At 57.2% G+C, this 18,344-nt stretch carries 16 protein-coding genes; 6 read left to right on the top strand and 10 right to left on the bottom strand.

Going from position 1 to position 18,344, the window contains the following annotated elements; all coding sequences use genetic code 11:
• Window positions 1–6 precede the first annotated feature (6 nt).
• The 3 genes from rmuC to udp all read right to left on the bottom strand — a co-directional run bounded on the left by rmuC (window position 7) and on the right by udp (window position 3,719).
• Entirely contained in the window at window positions 7–1,506 is a 1,500-nt protein-coding gene (gene rmuC, locus AC6I8D_RS00875) for a DNA recombination protein RmuC (RefSeq protein WP_312759259.1), read from the bottom strand.
• Window positions 1,507–1,591: 85 nt separating this feature from the next.
• Window positions 1,592–2,860, bottom strand: coding sequence for a tetratricopeptide repeat protein (locus AC6I8D_RS00870; protein WP_497819520.1), 1,269 nt, complete (start codon window positions 2,858–2,860; stop codon window positions 1,592–1,594).
• 97 nt (window positions 2,861–2,957) lie between these two features.
• Window positions 2,958–3,719, bottom strand: a complete 762-nt coding sequence (gene udp, locus AC6I8D_RS00865; protein ID WP_497819519.1) for a uridine phosphorylase — start codon at window positions 3,717–3,719, stop codon at window positions 2,958–2,960.
• A 302-nt stretch (window positions 3,720–4,021) separates the two neighbouring features.
• On the opposite strand from udp, the gene AC6I8D_RS00860 reads away from it, so the two are divergent.
• The gene (locus AC6I8D_RS00860) at window positions 4,022–4,855 is read left to right on the top strand and encodes a dienelactone hydrolase family protein (protein ID WP_497819518.1); all 834 of its coding nucleotides are present in this window, start codon (window positions 4,022–4,024) and stop codon (window positions 4,853–4,855) included.
• A 57-nt stretch (window positions 4,856–4,912) separates the two neighbouring features.
• On the opposite strand, the gene metE is transcribed toward AC6I8D_RS00860, so the two are convergent.
• On the bottom strand, window positions 4,913–7,183 hold the full coding sequence (metE, locus tag AC6I8D_RS00855) for a 5-methyltetrahydropteroyltriglutamate--homocysteine S-methyltransferase (RefSeq protein WP_312054723.1): 2,271 nt from the start codon (window positions 7,181–7,183) through the stop codon (window positions 4,913–4,915).
• 138 nt (window positions 7,184–7,321) lie between these two features.
• On the opposite strand from metE, the gene metR reads away from it, so the two are divergent.
• Entirely contained in the window at window positions 7,322–8,248 is a 927-nt protein-coding gene (gene metR, locus AC6I8D_RS00850) for an HTH-type transcriptional regulator MetR (RefSeq protein ID WP_031375025.1), read from the top strand.
• A gap of 83 nt (window positions 8,249–8,331) precedes the next feature.
• Window positions 8,332–8,811 (top strand): YehS family protein, encoded by a 480-nt coding sequence (locus AC6I8D_RS00845; protein ID WP_312054726.1) that lies wholly within the window; start codon window positions 8,332–8,334, stop codon window positions 8,809–8,811.
• Between the two features lie 182 nt (window positions 8,812–8,993).
• Here the strand turns inward: AC6I8D_RS00845 and AC6I8D_RS00840 are convergent, their stop codons facing one another.
• Window positions 8,994–9,857, bottom strand: coding sequence for a carboxylate/amino acid/amine transporter (locus tag AC6I8D_RS00840; RefSeq protein ID WP_312054728.1), 864 nt, complete (start codon window positions 9,855–9,857; stop codon window positions 8,994–8,996).
• Window positions 9,858–10,233: 376 nt separating this feature from the next.
• Between AC6I8D_RS00840 and glpT the strand changes: the two genes are divergently transcribed.
• Window positions 10,234–11,574, top strand: a complete 1,341-nt coding sequence (glpT, locus tag AC6I8D_RS00835; RefSeq protein ID WP_312054730.1) for a glycerol-3-phosphate transporter — start codon at window positions 10,234–10,236, stop codon at window positions 11,572–11,574.
• A gap of 49 nt (window positions 11,575–11,623) precedes the next feature.
• On the opposite strand, the gene yigL is transcribed toward glpT, so the two are convergent.
• Both yigL and pldB read right to left on the bottom strand, forming a co-directional pair.
• Window positions 11,624–12,424, bottom strand: a complete 801-nt coding sequence (gene yigL / locus AC6I8D_RS00830) for a sugar/pyridoxal phosphate phosphatase YigL (protein WP_312054731.1) — start codon at window positions 12,422–12,424, stop codon at window positions 11,624–11,626.
• Between the two features lie 52 nt (window positions 12,425–12,476).
• Window positions 12,477–13,469, bottom strand: a complete 993-nt coding sequence (pldB, locus tag AC6I8D_RS00825; RefSeq protein ID WP_312759246.1) for a lysophospholipase L2 — start codon at window positions 13,467–13,469, stop codon at window positions 12,477–12,479.
• A 113-nt stretch (window positions 13,470–13,582) separates the two neighbouring features.
• On the opposite strand from pldB, the gene rhtB reads away from it, so the two are divergent.
• Entirely contained in the window at window positions 13,583–14,206 is a 624-nt protein-coding gene (rhtB, locus tag AC6I8D_RS00820; protein ID WP_312054733.1) for a homoserine/homoserine lactone efflux protein, read from the top strand.
• 92 nt (window positions 14,207–14,298) lie between these two features.
• Here rhtB and rhtC read toward each other — a convergent pair whose 3' ends face one another.
• From rhtC to pldA, 3 genes are read right to left on the bottom strand one after another with little or no spacing between them, the layout of a single operon-like run.
• Window positions 14,299–14,922 carry a threonine export protein RhtC gene (gene rhtC / locus AC6I8D_RS00815; RefSeq protein WP_312054734.1) on the bottom strand — a complete coding sequence of 208 codons (624 nt, stop codon included), beginning with the start codon at window positions 14,920–14,922 and terminating at the stop codon, window positions 14,299–14,301.
• A gap of 12 nt (window positions 14,923–14,934) precedes the next feature.
• Entirely contained in the window at window positions 14,935–16,764 is a 1,830-nt protein-coding gene (gene recQ, locus AC6I8D_RS00810; RefSeq protein WP_312054735.1) for an ATP-dependent DNA helicase RecQ, read from the bottom strand.
• Between the two features lie 24 nt (window positions 16,765–16,788).
• A complete protein-coding gene (gene pldA / locus AC6I8D_RS00805) occupies window positions 16,789–17,667 on the bottom strand; it encodes a phospholipase A (protein WP_031375034.1) in 879 nt (292 codons plus the stop codon).
• A 194-nt stretch (window positions 17,668–17,861) separates the two neighbouring features.
• On the opposite strand from pldA, the gene AC6I8D_RS00800 reads away from it, so the two are divergent.
• A complete protein-coding gene (locus tag AC6I8D_RS00800; RefSeq protein ID WP_312054737.1) occupies window positions 17,862–18,332 on the top strand; it encodes a thioesterase family protein in 471 nt (156 codons plus the stop codon).
• Window positions 18,333–18,344: the final 12 nt, after the last annotated feature.

The following is an 18,344-nucleotide window of genomic DNA, read 5'->3' as shown; positions in this document are numbered from 1 at the left end:
CCCATACTATTCGTGGAGGCGTCTCACACGCATGGCTCTGTCATCCGCATCCTCGTCATCGTCCGGCTCTTCATCCGCCGGATTTTCCGGCATCGCTCGCTCCACCAGCTGAGGATTAATCGACCGTTTCACTTCAACCCCCAGCGCACGGAAACCTTCCGTCTGCGCAATCAGGTTGCCGCGTCCTTCGGCCAGTTTTTTCATCGCCTCGCGGTAGCTGATTTGCGCCTTATCCAGGCTGTGACCAATCCCGCTCATGTCATCGACGAACAGCCGCATTTTGTCATACAGCCGGGTGGCGCGGTCAGCGATACGCTGCGCATTGCGGCTTTGGTGCTCGTAACGCCACAGGTTATTGATGGTACGCAGCGCCACCAGCAGCGTGGTGGGACTGACCAGCATGATATTCTGCTGCAGCGCCTCGCCAATCAGCTCTGGCTGGCGATCGATCGCCAGCAAAAACGCCGGTTCGACCGGAATAAACATCAACACATAATCAAGCGAGCGTAAACCGGGCAATTGTTGATAATCTTTACGCCCCAGCAGACGAATGTGGCTGCGCATCGCGCTGACATGTTCCTGAATCGCCTGTTCACGCTCAACCTCATCTTCCGCATTGAAGTAACGCTCATAGGCGACCAGCGTCATTTTGGCGTCCACCACCACATCTTTGCCCTGCGGCAGACGCACAATCACATCCGGCTGCATCCTGCCCTGCTGCTCCGACTGAATGCTGACCTGGGTTTCATACTCATAGCCTTCACGCAGCCCGGACGCTTCCAGCACCCGGCTGAGCACCACTTCGCCCCAGTTACCCTGAATTTTATTGTCGCCTTTCAGCGCTTTGGTAAGGTTGAGCGCTTCCTGCGCCATTTGCGCATTAAGCTGCTGTAACTGACGGATTTCGTGGGTCAGGGTGTGCCGCTCACGCGCTTCCGCGCCAAAGCTCTCATGCACCTGACGACGGAAACCATCCAGCTGTTCACGCAGCGGGCCGATCAGGCTGTCGAGGCTCTGGCGATTCTGTTCATCGACGCGGCGGCCGCTATTTTCGAAAATACGGTTGGCGAGGTTTTCAAACTGGGCGCTGAGGCGTTGCTCGCTGTTGGTCAGCAGACGCTGCTTCTCTTCAGCGGCGAAGCGGGTCTCTTCAAGACGGATGGTTACCTCACGCAGCTCCGCTTCCTGGGCGCTGTTGACTTCCAGCTGGTTGCGCAGTTCCCGGTTAAGCTGTTCGCTCTCGTTGCGCCAGTAATCGAGCTGTTGCAGACGTTCATTGGCACCACTCAGCGCACCATGAAGCTGACGCAGTTCCTGCTCACGCTGCTGCGCCTGCTGCTGAAGCTGTTCAATCTGCTGCTGCTGGCGCTGTTGTGCCTCTTCCAGCAGACGGCGCTCGGTTAAAAAACTGGCGGCCTGATGACCGACACGTAACTGTGCCAGCATCCAGCCAATCCCTGCACCGGCGAGCGCCAGGCAGACGCTGATAATGATGTGCTGATCCATGATTTCCCCGCGACTCAAGCTGCTGAGGGAAAAGGTAGAGTCGCACTGTATGAATGTCCAGATATATTTACCGCCACTCAACCACTTACCTCACGGTCACCGTCAGCTTTCCGGCTTGCCAGTCTTCAATCAGGAAGAACGGCATCGGCAGCAGCCATTGGCCATGTTTCACCCGGACCGGATATTGCCAGCTTTTGCCGCCCGCGCGAATGTCCACCATCTGCTGGCTGCCGTCGGCGGCGGCGGACTGTCCGGTCAGGCTGGCAAAGCCCACGTTGCTGCCAACGTGAAAGCGGGGCATCTGCCAGCGTACCGGCGGATGCGCCGGCCACGGCTGAGCCTGATGGAAATAAAACAGCTCATCATGATTGAGAATGCTTTCACGCACCGTTGGCCACAGCGCCGTCTTGAGGAAGTACTGATCGGTAAAGCGTTCGCTGCCACGATACTGTGCAATAAACGCGCGCATCGTTTGTTCAACCTGCTGGAAAACGCCATGGCAGCCGCCCCACATGCCGGCCAGCAGTAACTCGGTGTGAGAAAAATAGTCGCGCATGTGGTGGAACCAGTACGGCGATGCCAGCCAGGCGTTGACCGCCGCCGCTTCACGCTCGGAGAGCAGCGAGTCGGCATCACGCACAATAAAGCGTTTAACGCTGGGATCGTCCATCACCAGAAAGCGCCACAGCGTCGGGAACAGCGTTTTTTCCTGCGACATATCAACCCGCTCAACGTGGGGCTGATCGAGCCGTTGCCAGACATGCTGCGGCACGCTGTCATCCAGATAGATGCGGCAGATCCAGCCGGGAAAGAGCTGCGGTGCCACCTCAACGTTTTTAATCAGGGTTTCACAGTAGCGCGGCTGGTCGCCATACAGACTGAACGCGATCACGTTCTGCCGCGGCTGGCTGAGATCGATTGGCTCAGGCTGCGCAGCAGGAAAGGCGACCCGCGGCCCCTGACGAAAGCGGGCGTCTGACTGCATCAGCGATTCCAGGCCGTAACGCGCCACCTCATCCTGCTTATCCAGCCAGCCACACACTTCGGTCAGGCCATCCAGCCAGGTTTCTGACGCGGTGGCGCGCACGGCCGGCGGCGACTGGTAAATTTTCTGGTAGGTTTTGTACGCTTTGTGATGCTGGCCAAGACGCATCAGGCAGAGCGCGTAGTCGCTCAGTACCTGCATCTGGTGAGGCTGATAACGCAACACCTCTTCGCAAGAGCGGACGGCCTGCGCATAATCGCCCTGCTGCATGGCGGCGCGGAACTGAGCAGCACTGCTCTCCATACGGGCATTGAGCGCGGCGGAATTCGGGTTAACGGCGGGACGACGAACGGGAATAGTTTTGCGCATCGGGCACTCTCAGAGTCCGTTGAAAGGCTGCGCCGGGGTTATCCGGCAGCAGGCAGGCCTCATAGCGGCCCGTTAACCTGCTGCCTGGCTGTGAGGGTTATAACAAGCGGCGTGCCGCTTCAACCACAATTTTTACCGCATCGCTCTCGGTCTGTTTCATCGTCACCGCATCCGGGATCTCTTTCTGGGTGCGGTTAACGATCACACCAGCCACCATGCCGGCGCGCAGGCCCTGGCTGGCGCACATAGTTAACAGTGTAGCGGATTCCATCTCATAGTTGAGTACGCCCATCGCCTGCCACTCTTTCATCGATCCCTGGAAGCGATTCACCACCCGACCAGAGAAGGTGTCGTAGCGTTCCTGTCCCGGATAGAAGGTGTCAGAAGAGGCGGTAATGCCGATATGGGTTTTTGCGCCACAGGCTTCTGCCGCCGCCACCAACGCCGTGGTACAGGCAAAGTCGGCCACTGCCGGAAACTCCATCGGTGCGAAATGCAGGCTGGCACCGTCGAGACGCACGGAACCGGTAGTTACCAGCACATCGCCAACGTTGATGTGTGGCTGGATAGCGCCGGTGGTGCCAACGCGCAGGAAAGTGCGCACGCCAAGCTGTGCCAGTTCCTCAACCGCAATCGAGGTAGAAGGACCGCCGATGCCGGTTGAACAGACCACCACCGGCTTACCGTCGAGTTTTGCCAGCCAGCTGGTGAATTCACGGTGTGAGGCCAGATGCGTGGCATCCTCCATCAGTCCGGCAATTTTCTTCACGCGCTCCGGATCGCCGGGCACAATCGCCAGGGTGGCGCCCTGCAGATCGGCTTTAGTCAGGCCAAGATGGAAAACGTCAGACTGTGTCATTTCAGACTCCTGTTAAGGGAAGGTAGCGCGTCACTCTACGTCAGCACGCCCGATAAATATGTGACAACATTCACTTAAGAAAATGAAAGTTACATTTTTCACTAAAAACAATGTGATGATCATCACATTATCACATCGGATTTGCCGTCATTGCGGTCGGCGGGGCTGTGTCGGGTTCATCGCAGTGTTAAAGAGGTGGGTGATATTGTCCGCTGCTGACTCTGTTACCCGACGTCTGGCTCGCACCGTTTCCGGCCAGGCTATAGTTACGTGATTGCGCAATTGCTTGCACGGAGAGAATAATGAAAACCAGTGATAATATGACACAAAAAGCCGCGGCAGGAACCTTTGCGCCTGCCGTTCAGCCGACCGCCTCCACCACCATTATTACCGACAGTCCGGCGATTCAGTCGGGTGAGACCTCAGTGCCAAGCCAGGGCGAAAATATGCCCGCGTTTTTTGCCCGACCAAAATCGGCAGAGGGTCCGCTGCCGGTGGTGCTGGTGGTTCAGGAAATTTTCGGGGTGCATGAGCACATTCGTGATATCTGCCGTCGGCTGGCGCTGGAAGGCTATCTGGCCATCGCTCCGGAACTCTACTTCCGTGAAGGCGATCCCAACGATTACCACGATATTCCAACGTTATTCAGCGAGCTGGTGAGTAAGGTGCCCGACAGCCAGGTGCTGTCCGATCTTGATCATGCCGCCAACTGGGCGGCGCGTAACGGCGGGGATATCCGGCGGATGGGCATTACCGGGTTCTGCTGGGGCGGCCGCATCAGCTGGCTCTATGCAGCGCACAATCCACAGCTGCGTGCCGCAGTCGCCTGGTATGGACGACTGACCGGCGATCGGACCATGAAGCAGCAGAAACACCCGATAGATGTCGCCGTCGATCTGAGCGCCCCGGTATTAGGCTTATACGGCGGTCAGGATGAGGGCATTCCGCTGGAGAGCGTTGAGCAGATGCGTCAGGCACTGCACGCTGCCAATGCCACCGCCGAAATCATCGTCTATCCCGACGCCGGGCATGCGTTTAATGCTGACTATCGTCCGAGCTATCATGCTGAATCAGCCAGCGATGGCTGGGCGCGGATGCTGGCCTGGTTCAGGCAGTATGGCGTAGCCTCACAGTAAGCGAAAAAGGGGCGCCTGCGCGCCCCGATTATTTCCCCTTCCCCGCCTGTCGCCCGTTTACACCGTTTTAGCCCGCAGATTTTTTGCCGCAGTGACCATATTTGCCAGCGCCAGCCGCGTTTCGGTCCAGCCACGCGTTTTCAGCCCGCAGTCCGGATTCACCCACAGCCGGTGCGGCGCAATACGCTTCGCCGCTTTCAGTAACAGCGCTTCAATCCACTCGACCTCCGGTACGTTAGGCGAGTGAATGTCGTAGACGCCCGGGCCAATTTCATTCGGATAGTCAAAGTGTTCAAACGACGCCAGCAGCTCCATGTCAGAGCGCGAGGTTTCAATGGTAATCACATCGGCATCCAGCGCAGCAATGGAATCCATGATGTCGTTAAACTCGCAGTAACACATATGGGTGTGGATCTGGGTGTCATCCTGCGCCACAGCGGCATTCAGGCGGAATGCCTCGACTGCCCAGTTCAGATAGGCAGCCCAGTCGGACTGATGCAGCGGCAGCCCTTCGCGCAGCGCCGGTTCATCAATCTGAATAATGCCAATGCCGGCTTTTTCCAGATCGGCCACTTCATCACGCAGCGCCAGTGCAATCTGTTTTGCGATGGTTTCACGTGACACATCTTCACGCGGGAATGACCAGCAGAGAATGGTCACCGGACCGGTCAGCATCCCTTTCACCGGTTTGTCCGTCAGCGACTGAGCATACTTCGCCCACTCAACGGTGATCGCTTCCGGCCGGCTGACGTCGCCAATAATCACCGGCGGTTTTACGCAGCGTGAGCCATAGCTCTGTACCCAGCCGTTCTGAGTGAAAACAAAACCATCCAGATGCTCGCCAAAGTATTCAACCATATCGTTACGTTCCGCTTCGCCGTGCACCAGCACATCCAGCCCCAGCCGCTCCTGCTCTGTAATCGCCTGTTTGATATGTTCAGCGATGCCGGTGCGGTAGTGATTGCTGTCGAGACGACCCTGTTTGAAATCGAGGCGCAGGCCACGAATCTCCGGGGTTTGTGGGAAAGAGCCAATGGTGGTGGTCGGCCAGGCGGGCAGATTAAAGCGCTGGCGCTGTGCTTTAGCCCGCTCGCTGTAGCGGCTGCGACGTTCGCTGTCCTGTGGCGTGATGGCCTGCAGGCGCTGAGCGACCGCGGCGTTATGAACGCGACTGGAGTGAGCGCGGGCGCGAACCGGCGCGCTCCAGACCTCCAGTGACGCGGCATCGTTGTGGTTGAGCGCCTGGGTCAGCAGCGAAAGTTCGGTACATTTCTGCAGCGCGAAGGCGAACCAGCTTTTCACTTCCTCATCCAGCCGGCTCTCAACGCTCAGATCGATAGGGCTGTGCAGCAGCGAGCAGGAGGAGCCGATCCACAGCTGCGCACGCTGCGCGATCAGCGGCTGCAGGCGCTCAAACCAGCGGCTCAGATCGGCGCGCCAGACGTTACGCCCGTTGATTACCCCCAGCGACAGCAGCCAGCTGGCCGGCAATTGCTCATTCAGTTGCTGAATATCATCCCGGCCATGCACCAGATCGACATGCAGCCCCTGCACCGGCAGCTGGCGAATTACCTCTATGTTCTGACTGATACTGTCGAAATAGCTGGTGAGCAGCAGTTTGCTCTGTCCCTGCAGTGCATCGTAGGCGGGCTTAAACGCCTCACGCCACGCCTGCGGCAGCTCCAGCGCCAGCGCGGGTTCATCAATCTGCACCCATTCGATATCGCGTTTTGCCAGCTCGGCCAGCACCTGCTGGTAAACCGGCAGGATCGCTTTCAGCAGCGACAGACGGTCAAATGATTCCCCTTTGACCTTACCCAGCCACAGATAAGTCACCGGCCCCAGCAGCACCGGCTTGATGTTGTGGCCCAGCGCCAGCGCCTCGTCGACTTCATCCAGCAACTGGGTCCAGGCCAGCCGGAAAGTCTGGCCCAGCGTAAACTCAGGCACTATGTAGTGATAGTTGGTGTTAAACCACTTGGTCATTTCCGCCGCCGCCGCGGGTTCGCCGGTTGGCGCGCGGCCTCGACCCAGACGGAACAGCGTATCCAGATCAACCGAACCCTCTTTGTTCTGATGACGTGCCGGCACGTTGCCCAGCATCAGGCTGGTGGTCAGCACGTGATCGTACCAGGCAAAGTCACCCACCGGCAGCAGATCGACTCCCGCTTCTTTCTGTTGTTGCCAGTGACGCGCACGCAGCTCACGGCCCACCGCCAGTAATTCCTGCTGGCTGCAGTGACCAGCCCAGTAGCTTTCCTGAGCTTTTTTCAGTTCGCGGCGCAGGCCAATACGCGGAAAACCAAGGGTATGGTTGAGAATTGTCATTCGCTGTTCTCCAGATAATCTTTCACTTTGGCTGACAGCCAAAGATGTTTAGCCGTCCAGATGTTTACACCGCTATAATCTGCGGGTACTGTATGTTCCTCAAGCGCAATATGTTCATTTTCGATATGAAGGACTCTCATGATCGAACTCAAGCACCTGCGGACGCTTCAGGCTCTGCGTAATACGGGTTCGCTGGCGGCGGCGGCATCCCAGCTTCATCAGACGCAATCGGCGTTGTCCCACCAGTTCAGCGATCTGGAACAGCGGCTGGGATTCCGCCTGTTCGTGCGTAAAAGTCAGCCGCTGCGCTTCACGCCACAGGGCGACATCCTGCTGCAGCTGGCCGAACAGGTGCTGCCGCAGATTCAGCAAGCATTGCAGGCCTGTCATGAGCCGCAGCAGACCACTCTGCGGGTGGCGATTGAGTGCCATAGCTGCATCCAGTGGCTGACGCCGGCGCTGGATAATTTCCGTCAGAGCTGGCCGCAGGTGGTGATGGATTTCAAATCAGGCGTCACCTTTGATCCTCAGCCTGCGCTGCAGCAGGGCGAGCTGGATGTGGTGCTGACCTCCGACATCCTGGCACGCTCCGGGCTGTTCTATTCGCCGATGTTTGATTTTGAAGTTCGGCTGGTGCTGGCACCGGATCACCCGCTGGCGCAGGTTGAACATATTGCCCCTGAGGATCTGGCCGATGAGGTGCTGATGATCTATCCGGTGCAGCGTCAGCGCCTTGATATCTGGCGTCACTTTCTGCAACCGGCCGGCGTCAGCCCGGCGCTGAAAAACGTGGATAACACCCTGCTGATGATTCAGATGGTCTCTGCTCGTATGGGCATTGCCGCGCTGCCACACTGGGTGGTAGAGAGTTTTGAGAAGCAGGGACTGGTGGTGACCAAAACGCTGGGTGACGGGCTGTGGAGCCGTCTTTATGCCGCGGTGCGCGATGGCGAGCAGCGTCAGCCGGTGCTGGAAGCCTTTATCCGCTTTGCCCGTCAGCATGCCTGTGAACATCTGCCTTTTGTCCGCGATGCGCTACAGCCCGGTGCGATATTGCAGCGTTAAGTCGGCGGCTACAAACCTGCGCGGCGGTGGGCAAAATCCCCTATAATGCGCAGCCTGTCGACTGACCATGAGAAGATCTCACCATGACTAACAACGATATTCTGCGCAGCGTGCGCTACATGCTCGATCTGAGCGATGCCAAAATGGTGGAAATTTTTGCGCTGGCGCAGTGTGAAGTCCCACAGACGGATATTCAGGCGTGGCTGAAAAAAGATGAAGATGCGGCGTTCCGTCCCTGCCCCGATGTGCTGATGGGTTATTTCCTGAATGGCCTGATCTTCTACCGTCGCGGTAAAAGCGAAGAGATGCCCGCCCCGTCGATTGAGCGCAAGATGAATAACAATATCTTTATGAAGAAGTTGCGCATCGCCTTTGATCTGAAAACCACCGATATTCCTGAGGTACTGAAGCGCGTGAACTTTACCGTTTCGCAGGCGGAAATCGGTGCAATTTTCCGCAAGCCTGACCATAAGAACTATCGCGAATGCGGTGATCAGATTCTGCGCAACTTCCTGAAAGGGCTGGCGATGATCCAGCGTCCGAAGAGTGGAAAGCCAGCTTAACTTCTGTTGCCGATCGCTTCGGGTACCTGCGTGGTCAGCAGTGGCGCACCTGATCGCAAAGAAAGCCTGCATCCATGCAGCACGGCCTCGCCATCCCTGGCCCGGACGATCCACAGGGATGTGAGATTCCTTCGCGATCGGACGCGCCAGCCCGGGAGGCCGCCCCCATGCAACAGCCCTGTTTATGATCGGTCACCGCGCCCCACCACCCAGCGCTTATGCACCCACAGCGAGGCGAGGATCACCAGCGCGCCCGCAATAAAGCTCGGCCAGTGCGGTTTCTCCTGCCAGATGGCCAGGTTAACCAGCAGGCCAGCAGGCACGTGCATGTTGTTCATGATGCCAAGCGTGCCGGCATCGACCTGGGTCGCACCATAGTTCCACATAAAGTAGCCCAGGCCCGAAGCGGCCACGCCCAGCCACACCAGAATGCCCCACTGCAGCGAGGTGGTGGGTAATTTCTGCGGATTGCCCCAGGCAAACCAGGCGATTACCGCGATCGCCACCGCGCCCAGATAGAACCAGGAGAAGGCGGTGTGCTGCGGCATCGGACGGGTCTCCTGCAGGCGCTTATAGCCCACCATACCGGCAGCAAAGCAGATGTTTGCCAGCTGCACCAGCAACAGGCCAGTCCAGAAGTTATCGCTGACTTTGTCATAGCGAATGATGGCCGCACCCGCCACCGCCAGCAGGGCGCTGAAGATATAGCCGACCCGCAGCGGACGGCGACTGATCAGATCATAAATCAGAGTGACATAAAGCGGCGTCATCACCGTAAACAGCAGGAACTCAGACACGCTGAGGTAGAGGTAGGCTTCAAAACTCAGCAGGTACATCACCCCTAATTGCAACATCCCTACCAGCATATAGAGCAGCAGCGTTGAGGGGCGATAGCCGCGCCAGCGCAGGAACGGCAAAAAGACCAGCGCGGCCAGCGCCAGTCGCATCAGCACGGAGAACCAGCTGTCCACCTGACCGGCAAGATATTCGCCAATCAGGCTAAACGAAAAAGCCCACAGAATAGTGGTAATGATCAATAAGAACACGGTAACGACCCCGAAATTAACAGAGCGACAGTGTAAACAATGTGCTGCCGGGCGGCTGCACTATCTGGTTTACATCTGGTCACTTACCAGCCAAACAAATTCATCCGGCGATAGCTTCATTATTGCCCGTTAGCATCACCTTCTCTTTTTACGCCCGCCTGCCGTGCAAAATGCGCGAAATAAACCATATGATGATCACTATCGCTCTTAACTGTAATAAAAGTGTAACAAATGTGTCACACATCACAGTAACGTCGCGTCACTACTTTTATTCTTTGCGCGAAATGGAACATCACGCCGCCATTTTCTTCTTGTCTTTTTTTGACCCAACCACTGGGAATGTAAAAACCATAAAGTGCCCTGGAGGGCCTCACTGATGCTGAGTATTTTTAAACCTGCACCCCGTCAGCCGCAGGTGGCCGCGGATCGCGTTGATCCGCTCTACCGTCGCCTGCGCTGGCAAATTTTCATCGGGATCTTTTTCGGCTACGCCGCCTACTATCTGGTCAGAAAAAACTTTGCGCTTGCCATGCCGTATCTGGTGGAGCAAGGCTTTTCACGTGGCGACCTCGGCTTCGCCCTGTCAGGCATTTCCATCGCCTACGGCTTCTCAAAATTCATCATGGGCTCAGTTTCCGATCGCTCGAATCCGCGCGTCTTTTTACCGGCCGGGCTGATCCTGGCCGCTGCGGTGATGCTATTTATGGGATTTGTGCCGTGGGCCACCTCCAGCATCATGGTGATGTTCGTGCTGCTGTTTATCTGTGGCTGGTTCCAGGGAATGGGCTGGCCACCGTGCGGACGGACCATGGTGCACTGGTGGTCACAGAAGGAGCGCGGCAGCATTGTCTCGGTGTGGAACTGCGCCCATAACGTCGGCGGCGGCCTGCCGCCACTGCTGTTTCTGCTCGGTATGGCGTGGTTCAACGACTGGAAAGCGGCGCTCTACATGCCGGCCTTTGGTGCCATCCTGGTGGCGTTCATCGCCTTTGCCCTGATGCGCGACACACCGCAGTCCTGTGGTCTGCCGCCGATTGAAGAATACAAAAACGACTATCCGCCGGATTACGATGCCAGCCATGAAGAAGAGCTGACGGCTAAGCAGATCTTCATGAAATATGTACTGCCCAATAAACTGCTGTGGTACATCGCCCTGGCAAACGTGTTTGTCTACCTGCTGCGCTACGGCATTCTGGACTGGTCACCGACCTACCTGAAAGAGGTGAAGCACTTCACACTGGATAAGTCCTCCTGGGCCTACTTCCTGTATGAGTATGCCGGCATTCCGGGAACGCTGTTGTGTGGCTGGATGTCGGACAAAGTGTTCCGGGGTAACCGTGGCGCGACCGGGGTGTTCTTTATGACGCTGGTCACCATCGCCACCGTGATTTACTGGCTGAACCCGGCGGGCAATCCCGGCGTTGATATGGCCTGTATGATCGTGATTGGCTTCCTGATTTACGGCCCGGTGATGCTGATTGGTCTGCACGCGCTGGAACTGGCACCGAAGAAGGCCGCCGGCACCGCTGCGGGCTTTACCGGTCTGTTTGGTTATCTGGGCGGTTCCGTCGCGGCCAGCGCCATTGTCGGCTATACCGTCGACTACTTTGGCTGGGACGGCGGCTTCCTGGTGATGATTGCTGGCTGTGTACTGGCGGTGATCCTGCTGTTACTCACCATGGTCAGCGAGCACAAACACAAACAAAAACTGCTCTGACGGCAATGAAAAAGGGCCGGTTAACCGGCCCTTTTTTCGCGCTGCATTATCAGGAAAGGTAGAGATTACGCAGCGTCTGCGGCACCGCATCGTCGGCATTTGAACCGATCACTTCCAGCGCTGGCAACCGGTCTTTCAGCCGCTGGTGGGCGTTGTCCATGATGAACCCTTTACCCGCCATGCTCAGCATCTCAACATCATTCATGCCGTCGCCAAAGGCGATGCAATTATGCAGCGTATGGCCCAGTTGCTTCGCCACGGCTTCCAGTGCATGTCCCTTCGATACGCCGCCCGCCATCACTTCAAGGCAGGTAGGCAGTGAAAAACTGACGTTGACCCGATCGCCCCAGCGCGCTTCAATCGCCTGCTCCATCGGGATCAGATGCTCAGGATCTTCGCAGGTAAAAAAGACCTTACTGATGTTATCCGTCGGCAACAAACCCGGTTCATATACCTGATAGTTGAATACCGATTCACGGAAATAGTCCTGCTCAGCGGGACGTGAACGGCTGACAAACCACTCATCATCACGGTAGACGTGGGTCAGAATATCGCTGTGATGATACTGCAGACCAAACAGGTCGTTAGCGATGTCTTCATCCAGATTATGGCTGAACACCAGCTCCCCCTGGGCGTTATGTACCCGCGCGCCGTTTGAGGTGATCATATACGCCGGGATAGCCAGGCTGTCACGCATCTGTCCGACATCAATATGATGGCGACCGGTGGCGAAAACGAAGTGAATATCTTTTGCCACCAGCTGTTGCAGCGTTTCACGCGCAAAAGGCGTCAGGCGATGTTCGGGAGAAAGCAGCGTGCCATCCAGATCGGATGCAACGATGTGGTACATGAAAACCTCGGGTATCTGATTCTGCTGGCCGTGGCCAGTCGGATAATGAACGTCAGCGATGCGATGAAAAAAAGTCGATCACTGCATTAAGCGCTTCGGCGCGCATGTCGTCTTTTTCGAACAGGATCTCATGACGCGCACCGTTGATCACCCGCGGTTTGTTGCCTTCGCACGGATGACCCGCCGCCGCCATGGCGGCACAAAAAAGATCCTGCGAACGATTATCCACCACCTGATCGTCGCTGGCCTGCAGCAGCAGCAGCGGCGTGGTGATTTTATCGGCCTGACTGATAATGTTGCGCCCGGCATGAATGCCTTCGCGCACCCAATGATAAGTCGGGCCACCGACGCGAATCGCCGGATCGTCCGCATAAAAACGCAGGCTGCGCCGATAACGCTCGGCGCTGTGCGTCAGCCGGTTAATGCCAAACGGATGCGCCCGCCAGCGTCCGGTACCCAGCGCGTAACCGTCGCGCAGCGACGGACGTTTCTCAGCCCAGTCGAGGATGCGGTGCGCCAGAAATGAAGGCAACGGTAGCGCGATACCAAACATCGGTGCCACCAGCGCAACAGCATGAAACGCCTGCGGCTGTCGCGCCAGAAACAGCGTTAAAATAGCCCCGCCCATTGAGTGGGCCAGCGCATAGCGCTGCTGATAGTGGCCGCTGACAATTTCTTTCAGGTAGAGCGTTTCCAGATCGTCGACGTAATGCGCGAATTCTGCCACGTGGCCGCGGTGTGAATCTTCCAGCAGACGATCGGAGCGGCCCTGACCACGATGATCGAGGATCACCACGTCAAAACCGCAGTGGAACAGATCGTACGCCAGCTCAGGATATTTTATATAGCTCTCAATGCGGCCGGGCACAATCAGCACCACCCGCTTATGCTGCGGTGAGGTGAAGCGCACGTAACGCAGAGTGAGATTACCGACGCCGGTAAACTCACGCTCTTCCCGCCGGTGCCAGAAATCGAGCAGTGGCCCGGTCGCAAAGGCAGCAAAGGCTTTTTCTCGTCGCAGCCAACTGGCTTTGTGTTGATTCATTCGCCCCCCTGATGACCGGAAAAAAGAGTCTTTAACGCTGTATGTCGGCCATAGCGCCGCGCTTATTTCTGGCGTATTGTGTCACATTTCCGCCGCTAAAGAGAGCGCAACCCATGACCATTGAATGGTGGCTGACCTACCTGCTTACCACCACAATTCTTAGCCTGTCGCCCGGTTCCGGCGCCATCAATACTATGAGTACCGGCATCAGCCATGGTTATCGCGGCGCGGTTGCCTCGATCTCCGGTTTGCAGGTCGGGCTGGCCGTGCACATTGTGCTGGTCGGGATCGGTCTGGGTGCGCTGTTCTCCCAGTCGCTGCTGGCGTTTGAAATTCTCAAATGGGCCGGCGCTGCCTATCTGGTATGGCTTGGCATTCAGCAGTGGCGATCGGCTGGCGGCATCGATCTTGATGCGGTTGCCAAAGCGATGCCGCGTCGTCGTCTGTTCAAACGCGCCGTGCTGGTTAACCTGACCAACCCGAAAAGCATCGTTTTTCTTGCCGCGCTGTTTCCGCAGTTCATCCAGCCGCATCAGCCGCTATTGATGCAGTACCTGGTGCTGGGCGTGACCACCGTGGTGGTCGATATTATCGTAATGATTGGCTACGCCACGTTAGCGACGCGCATTGCGGGCTGGATTAAAGGGCCGAAGCAGATGAAGCTGATGAACCGAATTTTTGGCGGGCTGTTTATGGCGGTGGGGGCGCTGCTGGCCAGCGCGCGGCGCATTGCCTGAGTGACCGGCCAGCCTGCGGGGAAGACGCCATCGCCCTGCCTGCTGGCGATGGCGGCGCGGCCTGGTGATGAACCGGCCGCGCGTTTTCCGCCCTAGCGGGAGATGATCAGATGAATACCAAAGCCGGCAAACAGTACGCCCGCCATCCCATCGACCCACTTCGCCAGGCGCTGATACTTGCTGCGCATCCACGGCATCGCGAAGATAGCGGCAACCAGCGCAAACCAGGCAAACGTCTCGCCAATAATCAGTAAGAACAGTCCCCAGCGCTCGGCTGCACCGACGTCATCGCCGACAAACAGAGAAAATACGCTGCCGAAGTAGATGATCGCTTTAGGGTTCGACAGGTTGGTCAGCAGCCCCTTGAGAAAACTCATGCCACGCTTCGGCAGTTCAACCACCGGCTCGTCCTGCTGCGGCTGTTTATGACGCTGACGCGCTGAACACATCAGTTGCCAGCCCATCCACAGCAGATAAAGGCCGCCGCCCACCATAATGATCTGATGCAGCCAGGCCATTTTCTCCAGAATCAGATGCAGACCCATCAGCGCGACCCCGGCCCAGACCACGATCCCGAGCGTAATACCCAGCACGCCCATCATCGCCTCTTTGCGTGAACGGCTGGCGGCGGTTTGCGACACGAAAAAGAAATCGGGACCGGGGCTCATCAGGGCAACCAGATGGACCAGTGCCACGGTGGCGAATAACATCAGCATTATCAGTATCCTTTACTCTTCATCATCAAGATGCTCTTTGATCATCACCAGGAAAGGTTTGCCAAAGCGCTCCAGTTTGCGGTGACCGACGCCATTGACGCTGAGCATCTCTGACGCGCTGACCGGCATCTGTTCTGCCATCTCAATCAGCGTGGCGTCATTGAACACCACGTAAGGCGGAATATTCTCTTCATCCGCAATCGCTTTACGCAGCTTGCGCAACTTGGCAAACAGTTTGCGATCGTAGTTGCCGCCATAAAACTTCGCCGAACTGTTGCTCTTCGGCTTCGCGGTAATCAGGCGCGGCACCGCCAGCATCAGCGGCACTTCGCCACGCAGCACCGGCCGTGCCGCTTCGGTCAGCTGCAGCGCTGAATGCATCGCGATGTTTTGCGTCACCAGTCCGAGGTGGATCAGCTGACGTAACACGCTGACCCAGTGCTCATGGCTCTGGTCTTTGCCCAGCCCATAAATCGGCAGTTTGTCGTGACCGTGCTCGCGGATCCGCTGGTTATTGGCGCCGCGCAGCACTTCGACAATATAGCCCATGCCGAAACGCTGGCCGACGCGATAGATACCCGACAGCGCTTTCTGCGCCTCGACCAGGCCGTCATAACGCTTGGGCGGATCGAGACAGATATCGCAGTTGCCGCACGGCTGCTGTCGGCCTTCACCAAAATAGTTAAGCAGCACCAGGCGGCGACAGGTCTGCGCTTCCGCAAAGGCGCCCATCGCATTGAGCTTATGACGCTCAATGTCCTGCAGCGGGCCTGGCGCTTTCTCTTCGAGACATTTGCGCAGCCACGCCATATCCGCCGGATCGTAGAGCATCATCGCCTCGGCAGGCAGGCCATCACGCCCCGCTCGCCCGGTTTCCTGATAGTAGGATTCGATGTTGCGCGGGATATCAAAGTGCACCACGAAGCGGACGTTGGGTTTATTAATGCCCATGCCGAACGCCACCGTGGCGACCACGATTTGCAGATCGTCACGCTGGAACGCTTCCTGCACCCGGGCGCGCTGCTCGCTGTCAATGCCGGCATGGTAGGCCCCGACGCTCAGTCCCCGACTTTGCAGCCGCGCGGCGGTATCTTCGACCTTCGCCCGGCTGTTGCAGTAGATGATGCCGCACTTACCGCGCTGATCCTGCACGTAACGCAGCAGCTGCTCGGTAGGTTTAAATTTTTCGACCAGCGTATAGCGAATATTGGGACGGTCAAAGCTGCTGATCTGGATCAGCGGATCCTGCATGTGCAGCAGGTTGACGATATCGTTGCGGGTGGTTTCATCGGCGGTGGCGGTCAGCGCCATCACCGGCAAATCCGGAAAACGCTGACGCATCTGTCCCAGCGCGCCATATTCCGGTCGGAAATCGTGACCCCATTGAGAAATACAGTGCGCTTCGTCGACCGCCAGCATGGCCGGCTGCCAGTACGCCAGATTCTCCAGGAAGTTATCCATCATCAGGCGTTCTGGCGCGATATAGAGCAGCTTAACCCGGCCGGTACGGCAATCTGCCATTACCGTCTGCTGTTGCTCACGCGTCATGGTCGAATTGAGATACGCCGCCGCAACACCGTTGGCCAGCAGTTGATCGACCTGATCTTTCATCAGCGAGATCAGCGGCGAAACCACCAGCGTCAGCCCCTCGCGCACCAGCGCCGGGATCTGATAGCACAGTGATTTACCGCCGCCGGTCGGCATCACCACCAGACAATCACGCCCGCTCAGCGCCTGGTTGATGATTGTCTGTTGACCGGGACGAAACTGCTGGTAGCCGAAGGTATCCTGCAATACCTGCTGCGCCAGCGCTTCCTGATTTAGGACTGCCGAGGTTGCCACTCTATTCCTGTCTTACGTAATTGATTAGAACAAGTCGTTAAGCGTTACGCCTACACCCAGACGGGTCTGACGATGGTCGTAATCGATCAGCGATTCGCCATAGCCGCTAAACACCTGGGTATAGAAGCGAACATGCTCCGAGATCGGATAGCTCCAGGCCATGGTCGCGCCGCCATAACCGCTGTTCCAGTTATAGTTGCCTTCAACGCTAAAGATGCTGTCGCCGAGCTTATAGCCAACTTTGGCGCGGTAGTAACCCATATATTTGGTGATATCGGGATTATCATCGCTGCTTTCACCTTCCGGAATCCGGTACCAGGGTTTGATTTCCGCCAGGAAATTCCCGTTCTCCGCCATCAGGCGGGTATAGACGCGGTTCCAGCTACGTGAGGTCGGGTCGCTTCGGCCATTGGATTCATGGTTCAGGCCTACTTCCACGTCACGCAGCGTCCAGCCAGCAAAAGAATAATCGGTTGCCCAGCCGAGGAAAATCTGAGGCTCATAGTTGGTTTCGCGGAACGGTGATGACTCACCGCGATTCGACAACTGCCACCAGGAGCGCTGCGTATATGAGGCAGCCAGCACCGAGTTATCGCCCAGGATACCGCGCCACAGCGGGAATGCCAGACTGAGCTGGAATTTTACCTCATCCTTACGGGCGTTTTCTGCCCAGTTGTAGGAGGAGATCGCCTCTTTATTGAGATCGCTGGTGTAAGTGTAGAGAAGATAGTTGTTCTCATAAGGATAGAGGACGAACGGATTATCATGCTTCTCCAGCAGGTTAGCGATGATGCTGCCACGAACCTGCGGCGCGTCATGCACTTCTTTAACCTGAGCTTCGTCCGCCTGCGCCAGTGCAGGAAGTAATAACATAGCCGCCAGCAAGGCGCGATGCTTACGCATAAAATTCTCCGGTGAGCGCTGCGTAGTAAAAATTACTGAAAGGGTGTCGTAAAAAGCAGGCCATTCTACACGCAAATGGCAGTGAAGATGAGAGCTGATTTCTTAAACTGGAAACCCCCTCGCGAGCGGCATAGAATACACAACTCATTAACATTACGCGCCCCTCTGGCCCGAATTTTTCAGGACACTTCATCATGTCATCACTTGTGCTGACGCAGCAGGACGCTCGCCGTCTGGTTGGCGAAATTTTCGTTTATCACATGCCATTTAATCAGGCGTTAGGTCTGGAGCTGACGCGGCTGGATGCCGACTATGCCGAAATCAGTTTCGCCAATAAAACCATGCTGGTCGGCAACACTGCCCAGCAGATTCTGCATGGCGGGGTGATCGCGTCGGTGCTGGACGTCGCGGCGGGCATGGTGTGCGTCAGCAATGCCCTGACGCGCCAGGAGAGCATCAGCGAAGAGGAGCTGCGTCAGCGCCTCTCCCGCATGGGCACCATCGACATGCGCGTTGACTATTTGCGTCCGGGACGCGGTGAACGCTTCACCGCCACCAGCAGCCTGCTGCGCGCCGGTAACAAAGTCGCGGTGGCCCGCGTCGAATTGCATAACCAGCAGGGTGATTATATCGCTACCGCAACCGCCACTTATCTGATCGGCTAATTTCGCCTGACA

Source organism: Pantoea sp. X-Soil-MYKO-1785 (assembly GCF_059730675.1).
The sequence above is the reverse complement of the archived record's forward strand: the minus strand, read 5'-3'. Positions and strand labels throughout refer to the sequence as shown.